The following is an 11,990-nucleotide window of genomic DNA, read 5'->3' as shown; positions in this document are numbered from 1 at the left end:
CCTCTCGGCGTTCCTGATGGTGGCGCCGCGATGGGGCGGCATGGTCGATAGAGGGCGCGATCGCTGCCGGAACGCGCCAGTCGGGACGAGAGAGGGGCAGGCGCCTGGCGTCTGCCCCTCTCTCGTTCGGTCAGCCCTTGGTGGAGCCGGCCAGCAGGCCGCGGACGAAGAAGCGCTGCAGGGCGAAGAACACGATGAGCGGCACCAGCATGGCGATGAAGGCGCCGGCCGGCAGCAGGTAGGCCGAGCGGCCGAACTGCCCGGTGAGCTCCGCCAGGGTTCTCGTGATCGGTGACGCCTCACCGGTCGCGAAGATCAGCGCGACCAGCAGGTCGTTCCACACCCAGAGGAACTGGAAGATCGCGAACGAGGCGATCGCCGGGACCGTGAGCGGCAGGACGATCCGCAGGAAGATCTGCCCGTGCCCCGCGCCGTCGACCCGGGCCGCCTCGATGACCTCAGCAGGGATCTCCGCGATGAAGTTGTGCAGCAGGAAGATCGCCAGCGGCAGCGCGAAGATGGTGTGCGCGATCCACACCTGGGTGTACAGCCCAGCGCCCTGGAAGCCGGAGAAGAGCGTCGCGTTCCCGGCGTGCAGTCCGCGGCTGAACAGGGTCAGCAGCGGGACCAGCGTCATCTGGATCGGGACGATCTGCAGAGCGAACACGAGGATGAACATGATGTTCTTGCCGCGGAAGTCGATCCAGGCGAACGCGTACGCGGCGAGGGCGGCGATGGCGAGCGGCGCGATCGTGGCGGGCAGCGTGATCGCGATCGAGTTGACGAACGATCGCGTGAGGTCCTCGTTGCCGAGGACCGTCTGGTAGTTCTCCGTCGTCAGGTCCCACTTGCCGAACACCTCCCACCAGCCGGACCGGGTGATCTGGTCCTGCGGGCGGAGCGAGGTGACGAACAGCCCGAAGGTGGGGATCGTCCAGAGCACCGCGATGATGAGCGACGCGATGGTCGCGCCGCGGCTCGTCAGCCGCCGCTTGCTGCGGCGGGCGATGTTGCCCGTATCCGCCCGCTCGACGGCGCCGCGAGTCGTTGTGGCACCGGGCAGTGGCAGGTCAGCGCCAACCGTTGACGTCATCGGATCTCCCTCTGCTTCTTGATGATGCGTGCGTTGTAGATGACGATCGGCAGCACCAGGACGAACAGCAGCACGGCGAAGGCCGCGGACCGTCCCGTCTCGAAGTTCTGCGCGAGGGTGATCATGTCGTTGGCGATGACGCCGGTGTCCGGATACGCGGTGCCCATCGTCCGCACGATGTCGAAGACTTTCAGCGACGCGATCGAGATCGTGGTCAGCACCACGACGAGCGAGCTGCGGATGCCGGGAACCGTGACGTTGGTGAAGCGCTGCCAGGCGTTCGTCCCGTCGAGCTCTGCTGCCTCGATCTGCTCGGTCGGCACGCCCTTGATGGCCGCCGACAGGACGACCATCGCGAAGCCGGTCTGCACCCAGATCAGGACCACGATGAGGAGGAAGGTGTTGAGCGGCGCCTGCTGCAGCCAGTTGACGGGAGTGCCACCGAAGAGGGTCACGATCCCGTTCAGGATCCCGTACTGGGACTGGCCGGCTTCGCGGTAGCCGTAGATGAAGCGCCAGATGATGCTCGCCCCGACGAACGAGATCGCCATCGGCATGAAGACGAGGATCTTGAAGAACTTCTCGCCGCGGGACCGGTCGATGAAGACGGCGTAGGCGAGACCGGCGATCGTCGACACCGTCGGCACGACGAGCACCCAGATGATCGTGTTGCGGATCGTGACCAGGTTGTCGGGCTGGCTGAAGATCCACTGGAAGTTCTCCAGTCCGACGAACCGGCCGCGGGAGCTGTAGAAGGCCGCGAAGATCGTCTGGATGCTCGGGTAGACGAGTCCGATGAGCAGGAGGAAGACCGCGGGAGCGAGAAAGCCGACCAGCTGGAGGATGTACCCCTTGCCCTGCTTGGACCGGTAGTCCATCAGGAAGAGCGCACCGCCGAGCACCGCCGCGATGGCGATGGCCCACCAGATCGAGCCGAAGAGGAAGAGCACGAGTGCGGGCACCGCGATGCTCACCACGACTCGCAGGATGGAGTATCCGCGCCCGCTCCGGGGCGCCACCTCGAGGAAGAACAGCAGAAGGCCCACGACCGCGACGAACGCCGCGATGACGACAGGGACCTGCGCGAGGGGCGGCAGGTTGCCGACCCAATCGAAGAATTGTTTCAGCATGGAACGCCTTCCGGGTGCAACGGTGAACGCGACGGGCGGATACAGCAGGGCCGTGGGGAGCGGAGCTCCACACGGCCCTGCCGATCAGAGGGTATTACTTGGAGGGCCAGCCCGCCTCGATGGAGGACAGGACGTCATCCGTGGGCGTGCCGTTGACCCAGTCGACCATTCCCGACCAGAACGTGCCAGCACCGACCGCACCCGGCATGAGGTCCGAGGCGTCGAAGCGGAACGTGGTGGCGGGGTCCTGCAGGATGGTGATGGCCTGCTGGAGGATCGCGCTGGAGGCGTTCGCCGGGTCGAGACCCTTGTTGGCGCTGATCACGCCGCCGAGAGAGACCCGGCTGTTCGCCCAGTCGCCGCTCGAGAGGTACTCCTGGACCTTCTGGGTGTCGGCGTCGTTCGAGAACGCACCGACGATCTCTCCACCACCGGTGACGGCAGAGGCGCCGGCCTCGGTGCCCGGGGTGATGAAGGCCCAGACGTCGCCGTCCTCGGCGACCTTGCCGCCCGCGTCAGAGAGGAAGCCGTCGAAGAAGGAGGCCTGGTGCGTCATCGGGCACTTGCCGTCGACGACCGCCGTGGCGATGTCCGGACCGAACGGCGTGCTGTTGATCGAGGCCACGTCGCCGATGCCGGCGTTCACGTAGTCGGGGTTCAGCAGGATGCCGCCGAGGGTGTCGAACGCACCCTTGATCTTCGGGTCGGTGAACGGGATGTCGTTCGAGACCCACTGGTCGTAGACGTCGGGTCCGGCCTGGCGAAGCACGATGTCCTCGATCCAGTCCGTGCCCGGCCAGCCGGTGGCTGCGTCGGAGCCGAAGCCCGCACACCACGGCTTGGTGCCGGAGTCGGCGATCGTCTGGCTGAGCGTCATCAGCTCGTCCCACGTGGTGGGAACCGTCCAGCCGTTCTTCTGGAACGTCTTGGGCGAGTACCAGATGAAGCCCTTGACGCTCGCCATCAGCGGCGAGCCGTAGAGGGTGTCGTTGACCGTGCCGTAGCCGGCCCAGTCCGCGGACCAGTTCTTGGTCACATTGGCGGCGACCGCGTCGGGCGCTGGCTGCATGTAGCCCCGGTCCGCAAGGTCGGCCAGCAGGCCGGGCTGGGGGAAGATCGCGAGGTCGGGCGTGTCGCCGGACTGGGCGCGGGTCCCGATCGTGTCCTCGAACTCCTGGGTGCCCTCGTACTGGATGTCGATCTTGTTGGCCTTCTCCCAGTCCGCCCAGGACTGCTCGAGAAGGTCCTTCTCCGTGTCGATGATCGTTCCGACGATGGTGACGACTCCATCGGCTTCGCCGACGTCTCCGGGACCCTGGCCGGAGTCAGTCCCTCCGGTGCTTCCGCCCGAGTCGCTGCAACCGGCCAGAACCAGGCCAAGGGATGCTGCCGCGATGACGGGAAGTGTGTAGCGACGGCGCATGGTGTGCCTCATCGTGTCTCCTCTTCGTTGAGATGATTGCCGCGCGAGGCACTGTGGCACCTTCGCGACATCTGGGCCACACTATTGCCCGTGTAGGGCGCCTGCTACGCCGATGGGAGCGCTTCCACGGATAAGTGTCCGAATCGATACCAAGCGGGACTGCGCAGGGCGGTCGGGCGGCCGCAGGTGGGAATCGGGAATGCGAAGAGGGACGCCACCCGGGTGGGGTGACGTCCCTCTTCTGGTGCACCGGAGTGCGGTGGCTCAGGACGGGTTAGGTCCTGGAACCAGGTTCTGCTACTTGAGGGTGACGGTCGCGCCGGCGGCCTCGAGCTGGGCCTTGGCCTTCTCGGCGGTCTCCTTGTTGGCGCCCTCGAGGACGGCCTTGGGAGCACCATCGACGAGTGCCTTCGCCTCACCGAGGCCGAGGCTGGTGAGCGCGCGCACCTCCTTGATGACCTGGATCTTCTTCTCGCCGGCGGCCTCGAGGACGACGTCGAAGGAGTCCTTCTCCTCTTCCTCTTCGGGAGCGGCACCGGCACCGCCGGCAGCGGGGGCGGCGGCCGCGGCGGGCGCGGCGGCGGTGACCTCGAAGGTCTCCTCGAACTTCTTCACGAACTCGCTGAGCTCGATGAGGGTCAGCTCCTTGAACGCGTCAAGCAGCTCGTCGGTCGACAGCTTTGCCATCGGTATATCTCCTTGTTTTGGTTGTTCGCCTGAAAGGGGGTTGTGCCGCGCCGATCAGGCGGCGGTTTCCTGCTTCTCGCGCAGTGCGTCGACCGTGCGAACGGCCTTCGACAGCGGCGCGTTGACCGTGTAGGCGGCGCGGTACAGCAAGCCCATGAAGGCACCAGCGGCACGGCCGAGGAGCACCTCCCTGGACTCGAGGTCCGCAAGCTTCGTCACTTCTTCCGCGCTCAGGGGAGCACCGTCGAAGTAGCCGCTCTTCACGACCAGCAGAGGATTCGCCTTGGCGAAGTCACGAAGGGCCTTCGCGACGGCGACAGTGTCGCCGTGCACGAATGCGATCGCGGAAGGACCGGCCAGCTGGTCGTCGAACGTGTCGATTCCCGCCTGGTTCGCCGCGATCTTGGTCAGCGTGTTCTTCACCACGGCATAGGTGGCGTGCTCACTGATGGTGCTGCGCAGCTGCTTGAGCTGAGCCACCGTGAGCCCGCGGTACTCGGTCAGCAAGGCGGCATTCGAGTTCCGGAACTGGTCCGAAAGCTCGGCTACCGACGCTTCCTTCGTCGTCGCCATGGGGCTCCTTTGTGTGTCGAGAGAGACCGCGCGGAGCACGAGAACAAAAAAAGCTCCGGCGCAAGCGCACGGAGCAGACCCGGATGGGAACTTCGGACACCTGCGCAGGCTCTCGCTCTCGCGAGCCTTAGGCGGCATACCCGACTTGCGGGCACGCCGACAACCGGCGGTCTTTGGCTTCGTCCAGTGTATGCGCCTGTTCAGCCCCTCGGCAACTCGGCCCGGTAGATTCCTCTCTGTCGCACCGATCCCGGCGACACGGAGGTTCCGATGGCAGCCCTGCCCGACGAGGCGCTCGAGCTCCTCGAATCCTGGCTACCCGACAACGACGAGCCGGCTCGCCCCCGCATGCAGCTCGCGACGGTCGACAGCGAGGGCCGCCCGGACCTCCGCACCGTGCTCCTCAGCGAGTGGGGCCGTGACGGCTTCCTCTTCCACACCGACGCCACCTCCCGCAAGGTGCGGGAGCTCGCCGCGAACCCCGCCGCGGCGCTAGTCCTCCTGCTCGCGGGCGGTGAGCGCCAGCTCGTCGTCCGGGGCTCGGCCGAGCGCGCCGGCGCCCGCGAGGAGGCCCGCGCCTACGCTCGGCGCTCTCCCTATGTGCGGCGGCACGCCTGGGTGAACACCCCCGAGGTGGCGCGGCTGCCTCGCGCCGAGCGGGTCGCCGCCTGGTCCCTGTTCGGCGCCGAGCACGACATCGACAAGCTCGAGGCGCCGGCCACCTGGGTCGGCTTCCTGATCCGGCCGGACCGGGTCACCTTCTGGGAGACGGATCCCCACGCCCCGAGCCATCGGCTGGAGTTCACCCTCGAGGGCGCGAGCTGGAGCCGGGCGCACCTCCCCGGCTGACCTGGCCCGCCACGCTTCTCCGCCCGGGGCGCCCCGCCGAGGGTCGTCGGAGGCCGCGAGCGGACGAGCGGTGGCTCGCCCGGGCGAGCGAACTCGCCGTCGACGCCGCGCTGCGGGGACTTCGCCCTTCCCGGCGCAACGCTCTACCCCTCCCGCGAGTCGTGTCCCGTGCGGCAGGGTTGCCCCGTGCGGCGTCCAGCACGAGAGTCATGATCTGGCTCATCGCGCCTCCTCCTCGGCGAACAGCGACTCCGGGCGCAGCTCCATGGTCTGGCGGAGCTGCTGTTCCCCCTCTGACAGCCGCGTCGCCCCGGCATGGTCACTCGTGCGCTTCGTACCGGGCGGCCACGGCGTGCACCGCCCCCTCGAATGCGTCGAGAGCGGTGGCCACGTCAGCCTCGTCGACGATCTCGTCGGGCGAGTGGCTGACTCCGCCGTTGCCGCAGCGGAGGAACAGCATGGCGACCCCGGTGACGGCGGCCACCGCCATGCCGTCGTGGCCCGCTCGACTCCAGAGCACGACGGGGTCCTCGTCGCCGGTCGCCCGGATGCCTGCCTCCACGGCGGTCCGCAGGGCAGGGTCGCAGGCCACCGCGTCGGCCCGATAGAACTCCTCCACCGCCCACTGGAGCCCGCGCCGCTCGCAGACCTTCCGGGCGAAGGAGTCGATCCGGTCCCAGGCGTCGTCGCGCGCCGTGTCGGTCTCGGCGCGGAGATCCAGTGAGAACCGGGCGCGGCCGGGCACCACGTTGACGCCGCCGGGGAACGCCCGCACACCCCCCACCGTGCCGATCGTGCCGGTCTGCACGGCGATGCGTTCGATCTCGACGATGATCTCGGCGGCTCCGACCAGAGCGTCCCGACGCCGGTCGTACGGGGTGCCGCCGGCGTGGCCCGCCCGTCCGGTCACGGTCAGCGCGAGGCGGCGGGCGCCCGCGATCGACGACACCACGGCGAGCGCGCGGCCGGCATCCTCGAGATGCGGTCCCTGCTCGATATGGGCCTCGAGATAGCCGACGAGGTCGGCCGGAGCGCGAGCCGCCTCCGCGATCGTCGCCGGATCGAGCCCGAAGCCTCTCGCGGCCTCGCCGAGCGAGACGCCCTTCGGGTCGGCGAGTGCCTGCCAGTCCGCCGCCCAGGTCCCGGCGAAGGCGTGCGAGCCCAGCAGGGCGGTGCCGAAGCGGGTGCCCTCCTCATCGGCGAACCCGACGATTTCCAGCGCGAACGGCAGTGACGTGCCGCTTCGCCGAACCCGCTCGGCGACCTCGATAGCGAGCAGGACACCCAGCATGCCGTCGTACCGGCCGGCATCGGGAACCGTGTCGAGGTGGCTGCCGAGCACCAGGGCGGGCAGTCCGGGGCTGGCGCCTTCCAGCCTGCCGCAGACGTTGCCTGCCTGGTCCTGCCAGGGCGCGAGGCCGGCCTCCCGCATCCAGTCGGCGGCGAGGGCGTTGGCGGCTGCATGCTCCGGCGAGAGATGCACCCGCTCGATGCCGCCCACCATGCTCGTGAGGGCGGCGAGCTCCTCACAGCGCTCGAGGGCACGAGCCGCTCCGGGAGGAGTCATGCCGCGCCTGCGCAGGAGGCGAGCGCGGCGAGCGTCGTGCGCACGACGTCGGGGAGCTGCACGCTCACGACGTCCGCTCCGCGAGGTCCCGGAAGGGGCGGAGGCCGAGTCCCGAGATGCCCGCCAGCATCGCGGGGCCGTGCAGCCGGTGCAGCATCACCTGAAAGCGGAGGGTCGCCCTCAGCGACGCCTCCATCGCGGTCGTGGCGAGCTCGCCAACGGCCCGGGCGAAGTGCGCGTCCCCCACGTCGGCGAGCTCACCGGGCACCTGAACCGGCAGGTGTGCCCGGGCTCCCTCCCTGAGACGGCGGATGTCGAGGCCGCCGCCGAAGGCACGGGGCGGAACCGAGCGCGGTCGCTCGTTCCCCGCAGCGGCCACGCCCGTGACGCCGAAGAAGGGGGCGAGAGGGAAGCGCGCGGACCGCGGCGACCCCGGCGCCCGAGGGGTCACGCCGTGACGAGTGCCGTCCTCGGCCGTCCCGACCGGCGCGAAGACGCGCCCGTTCACGGGATACTCACCGGGCAGCGCGTGGCCCATGCCGGTCGGAGACGACGCCACAGGGCGCCGGCAGATCCGGTCGCAGCACGTCGACGGCGAGGAGGCCCCCCGGCTGACCCCCTCATGGCTCAGGGAGTCGATCGTCACCGTCTCGCCCCGGACGACGGAGAGCATGGCGCGACCCGCGGCGCAGGGCAGCCGCCCCCACCGCACCTCGGCCACCCGGCGGGCAGGCAGTGGTCCCCCCGGGGACCGCCCCGATCGCGGCTGGAGGACGCGTGGCGCCCGCTCGTCGTGGATTCGGCCGTGGGTCACAGCGTCACGATAGGCCAGCACGGTGACGGCCGGGAAACACGGCTCCCCTGGGATGGACCGGACGCCCGCTGGGACGACGGGGAGGACGGGATCGTGCGCGCGCGACTGAGGCAGGACCAGGACCCGCTGCACCTCGTGCCGATGCTCGTGCTCAGCTTCTCGACGAGGGTGGTGGACGCCGTGGACTACCTGGGTCTCGACCGAGTGTTCACGGGCAACATGACCGGCAACGTCGTGATCCCCGGCATGGCGCTGACCGGGGCGGACTGTCTCCCGATCGTCGGGCCCATCGTCGCTCTGCACGGATTCGTGGCGGGCGCCATCGGGGCCGACGCCGCCCTCCTGCAGCTCGCGCTGGGCGGGGGCATCGCGCTGGCCGCCGGTATTCCCCTCGCCGTCGCGGCGATCGGGCATCTGGGCTCCCCGCCGCGGAGCGCCTGACCCCTCCGGGCACCGGGCGAAGCGGGGAGCGGCCGCTCCGGTCGATAGAGTGTCCGGACACCCGAGGCCCCCTCGGTTCTGGAACCGGCGCGCCGCCGGAAGGAGACTCCGTTGACCGCCGTTGTGACGCTCACGCCTGCCCCTGTGCTGGACCGCACCTACCTCGTGCACTCCTTCGCCGAGGGGAAGGTCAATCGGGCGTTCGAGATCCACGAGTACATGAGCGGCAAGGGCCTGAACGTCGCGAGGACCCTGCACCTGGCCCGGGTGTCCACCGCCGCGATCATTCCGATCGGCCGCGAGGACGAGCACCTGCTCTTCCGCACCCCGTATCCGCACATCCTGCGGATCGTGCCGATCGCCGGCCGGGTCCGGGTGAACACCACCATCGTGGACGACGGCGGCCACACCACGAACGTGAATCAGACCGCGATCCCGATGAGCTCCGGCGACTGGTCGCGGGTGTGCGATCTCGCGAAGGAGCAGGTCGAGGAGAGCGACGCGGACTGGCTGGTGGTCTCCGGCGTCCACCCCCGCGTCAGCGACACCGGCGAGCAGGTCGACCTCACCGACCTGTTCGAGACGGTCCGCGCGCGCGGCACCAGGGTCGCGGTCGACACGAGTGGCCCGGCGCTGGATCGGTGGGTGCGCAGCGGCCTCGTGAACCTCGTCAAGCCGAACGCGGACGAGCTGGCGAACCTCGTCGGCCACAACCTGCACACCCTCTCCGACGCTCTCGACGCCGGCCATGAGCTGAACGCGCTCGGCATCGAGGTCGCGCTGGTGAGCCTGGGGGTGGACGGCGCCCTCGCCATCACCGAGCACGAGGCCCACTGGGGTCGGGCGGTGGCGACCGAGGTGGTCAACACCACGGGCGCCGGGGACGCGACGCTCGCCGGCTTCCTCGCCCACTCGGTGATCGACGGCACGAAATCTCCCGGAGTGCCGGGACGGCTGACGCTGCCCGATGCGCTCGGCACCGCGTGCTCGTGGGGCGCCCTCGCGGTGTCGCTGCCGACCACGCTCCTCACGAGCTTCGACGCCGCCCCGGTGCCGACGGTGAGCGCACCCGAGCTGGACCGGCCGCTCCGGGAGCGCACGCACCTCGTCGGCTGACCCGGCTCACGCCCGGGCGGGCACCGCTCCGGTCGTCATCCCGTCGGGCGTCGAGTCGGGGGCAGGCGCGAGGCCGGCGTGTGCGGGCGGCAGTGTGACGGTGAAGACCGTCTCTCCTGGCCTGCTCTCGACGCCCACGGTGCCGCCGTGCGCCTCGACCACCCCTCTGACGATGGCGAGGCCCAGACCCGTGCTGCCCGTGGCGCGCGCCCGCGAGGCGTCGGCCCGGGCGAAGCGCTCGAAGAGGGTCTCGCGGACGGCCGGGGCGATGCCCGGCCCGTCATCGGCGACGCGGACGGTCACCGCGCCGTCGACGCCCGCCGCGAGGCTCGTCCTGACCGTCGTGCCGGCCGGGGTGTGCACCCGGGCGTTGGCGAGCAGATTCACGACGACCTGGCGCAACCGCGCCTCGTCCCCGGTCACCACGATGGGCTCGTCCGGCAGGTCCAGCTCCCACTCGTGGTCGGGGCCGGCGGCGTGGGCGTCCCCCACCGACTCGACGACGATCAGCGAGAGGTCCACATCCTCCTGCTCGAGCTCTCGGTGGGAGTCGAGGCGGGCGAGGAGCAGGAGGTCCTCCACGAGCTTCGTCATCCTGATCGCCTCGGACTCGATCCGCCCGAGATTGTGCCGGACTTCGTCGGGAAGGTCCGGCTGGGTGCGGCGGGTCAGCTCGGAGTAGCCGCGGATGGAGGCGAGCGGCGTGCGCAGCTCGTGGCTGGCATCCGCCACGAAATGCCGGACCTTGTCCTCGCTCGCCTTGCGGACGGCGAGCGCGGTCCCGACCGTGCTCAGCAGCCGGTTGAGGGCGGCGCCCACCCGGCCCACCTCGGTGCGCGGATCGGTGTCCTTCTCCGGCACCCGCACGTCGATGTCGACGTCCCCGCGATCCAGCGGCAGCTCGGCCACCGTCGCTGCGGTCTGGGCGACCCGGCGCAGCGGCCGCAGTGCCGCGCTCACGGTGAGGGTGGCGGCGATCGCGGCGAGCGCCAGGCCGGCCAGGGCGACCAGGCCGAAGATCGTGCCGAGCTGACCGACGGTGCCCTGCACGCCGGAGAGGGGCAGGCCGGTGACGAGCGCGGTGGTGCGCGAGGTGCTGAGCACGGCGATCATCCGGTACTCCCCGAGACTGCCGTCCAAGTCGACGGTGTGCGGCCGGCCGTCGGCGGCCAGGTCGAGGATCGCGGCCTGCGCCGTGTCGGTGAGCGTCTGCTGCCTGCCGTCGGCGTCGAGGTAGCCCGAGCTGACGACCGCCCCGCCCTGGACGAGCGCGATGACGGTGCCCTCGCCCTGGCCGAGCACGAACCCGCCGCCCGGACCATCCCCGTCGCCGGGGCCGTGGGTCGCTCGCTGCACGGCGGACCGCACGGAGTTGTCGACCTGGCCGACGAGGTAGCTCTGCAGCACGACCACCGAGACCACGCCGATGACCGCCGCGACGACGGCGAGCAGCGCGACAACGATGAGCACGAGCCGCAGTCTCAGCGACCGCAGCCGGTTCACGGCGCGGGCTTCAGCAGGTAGCCGGCACCCCGCACCGTGTGGATCATCGGCGCGCGGCCCGAGTCGATCTTGCGGCGGAGGTAGGAGATGTAGATCTCCACGACGCTCGACTTGCCGCCGAAGTCGTAGCTCCAGACACGGTCGAGGATCTGCGCCTTGCTGAGCACGCGGCGCGGGTTCCGCATGAGGAAGCGGAGGAGCTCGAACTCGGTGGCGGTGAGCTCGATCTGCTCGCCGTCCCGGAACACCTCGTGGCTGTCCTCGTCCAGCGCGAGATCGCCGACTCGGATGACCGGGTCGTTGTCGTCGCTGATGGACACGATGGAGCGGCGGACGAGCCCGCGCAGGCGAGCCACCAGCTCCTCGAGGCTGAACGGCTTGGTGACGTAGTCGTCGCCGCCCGCGGTGAGTCCGGTGATCCGGTCGTCGAGCGAGTCCTTGGCGGTGAGGAAGAGCACTCCCGTGTCGCTGCCGTCCGCGCGGAGCCGGCTGAGCACCTGCAGGCCGTCGATGTCCGGAAGCATGATGTCGAGCACGATCGCGTCCGGCTTGAACTCGCGGGCCACATTGAGGGCGGTGCGGCCGTCCGCGGCGGTCTTGACCTCCCAGCCCTCGTAGCGGAGCGCCATCGACAGCAGGTCGGTGAGGGTTGCCTCGTCGTCGACGACGAGGACGCGGATGGGGGAACCGTCGGCACGGCGCATGGGGGCGCGAGCGGCGCGGGCGTCCGAAACTGTCATGTCTCTCAGTATGAGAGCGAGTCTATGAGCCTGCTGTGGAAGGCTCCTGCGGCC

At 70.0% G+C, this 11,990-nt stretch carries 11 protein-coding genes and 1 pseudogene; 3 read left to right on the top strand and 9 right to left on the bottom strand.

The window, feature by feature from the left end:
• Positions 1 to 130 precede the first annotated feature (130 nt).
• From JWR33_RS07280 to rplJ, 5 genes are all read right to left on the bottom strand, one after another.
• On the bottom strand, positions 131 to 1,093 hold the full coding sequence (locus JWR33_RS07280; protein ID WP_297410590.1) for a carbohydrate ABC transporter permease: 963 nt from the start codon (positions 1,091 to 1,093) through the stop codon (positions 131 to 133).
• Entirely contained in the window at positions 1,090 to 2,223 is a 1,134-nt protein-coding gene (locus JWR33_RS07275; protein WP_297410588.1) for a sugar ABC transporter permease, read from the bottom strand. The genes JWR33_RS07280 and JWR33_RS07275 overlap by 4 nt, the downstream gene beginning before the upstream one ends.
• A gap of 94 nt (positions 2,224 to 2,317) precedes the next feature.
• Positions 2,318 to 3,658, bottom strand: a complete 1,341-nt coding sequence (locus JWR33_RS07270) for an ABC transporter substrate-binding protein (RefSeq protein ID WP_297410587.1) — start codon at positions 3,656 to 3,658, stop codon at positions 2,318 to 2,320.
• A gap of 285 nt (positions 3,659 to 3,943) precedes the next feature.
• Positions 3,944 to 4,333 carry a 50S ribosomal protein L7/L12 gene (rplL, locus tag JWR33_RS07265; RefSeq protein WP_297410586.1) on the bottom strand — a complete coding sequence of 130 codons (390 nt, stop codon included), beginning with the start codon at positions 4,331 to 4,333 and terminating at the stop codon, positions 3,944 to 3,946.
• Positions 4,334 to 4,387: 54 nt separating this feature from the next.
• Positions 4,388 to 4,906 carry a 50S ribosomal protein L10 gene (gene rplJ, locus JWR33_RS07260; protein WP_297410585.1) on the bottom strand — a complete coding sequence of 173 codons (519 nt, stop codon included), beginning with the start codon at positions 4,904 to 4,906 and terminating at the stop codon, positions 4,388 to 4,390.
• Positions 4,907 to 5,176: 270 nt separating this feature from the next.
• Here rplJ and JWR33_RS07255 point away from each other — a divergent pair, with 270 nt between their 5' ends.
• The gene (locus JWR33_RS07255) at positions 5,177 to 5,755 is read left to right on the top strand and encodes a pyridoxamine 5'-phosphate oxidase family protein (protein ID WP_297410584.1); all 579 of its coding nucleotides are present in this window, start codon (positions 5,177 to 5,179) and stop codon (positions 5,753 to 5,755) included.
• Positions 5,756 to 6,074: 319 nt separating this feature from the next.
• Here JWR33_RS07255 and JWR33_RS07250 read toward each other — a convergent pair whose 3' ends face one another.
• Entirely contained in the window at positions 6,075 to 7,322 is a 1,248-nt protein-coding gene (locus tag JWR33_RS07250; protein WP_297410583.1) for an allantoate amidohydrolase, read from the bottom strand.
• A gap of 64 nt (positions 7,323 to 7,386) precedes the next feature.
• Positions 7,387 to 7,995, bottom strand: a complete 609-nt coding sequence (locus JWR33_RS07245; protein WP_297410582.1) for an acetamidase/formamidase family protein — start codon at positions 7,993 to 7,995, stop codon at positions 7,387 to 7,389.
• A 282-nt stretch (positions 7,996 to 8,277) separates the two neighbouring features.
• On the opposite strand from JWR33_RS07245, the pseudogene JWR33_RS07240 reads away from it, so the two are divergent.
• Both JWR33_RS07240 and JWR33_RS07235 read left to right on the top strand, forming a co-directional pair.
• A pseudogene (locus tag JWR33_RS07240) lies at positions 8,278 to 8,466 on the top strand (DUF1275 family protein); the annotation flags it as partial.
• 222 nt (positions 8,467 to 8,688) lie between these two features.
• Positions 8,689 to 9,693, top strand: coding sequence for a PfkB family carbohydrate kinase (locus JWR33_RS07235; protein ID WP_297410581.1), 1,005 nt, complete (start codon positions 8,689 to 8,691; stop codon positions 9,691 to 9,693).
• A 6-nt stretch (positions 9,694 to 9,699) separates the two neighbouring features.
• Here JWR33_RS07235 and JWR33_RS07230 read toward each other — a convergent pair whose 3' ends face one another.
• Together JWR33_RS07230 and JWR33_RS07225 are read right to left on the bottom strand one after the other, a co-directional pair.
• Complete coding sequence (locus tag JWR33_RS07230; RefSeq protein WP_297410580.1) at positions 9,700 to 11,163, bottom strand: HAMP domain-containing sensor histidine kinase; 1,464 nt, start codon at positions 11,161 to 11,163, stop codon at positions 9,700 to 9,702.
• 29 nt (positions 11,164 to 11,192) lie between these two features.
• A complete protein-coding gene (locus JWR33_RS07225; protein ID WP_297410579.1) occupies positions 11,193 to 11,936 on the bottom strand; it encodes a response regulator transcription factor in 744 nt (247 codons plus the stop codon).
• Positions 11,937 to 11,990: the final 54 nt, after the last annotated feature.

The organism is Naasia sp., assembly GCF_025465545.1.
Lineage (GTDB): Bacteria > Actinomycetota > Actinomycetes > Actinomycetales > Microbacteriaceae > Naasia.
Note: the sequence above shows the minus strand (reverse complement) of the source record. Positions and strands in the feature narration are given on the sequence as shown.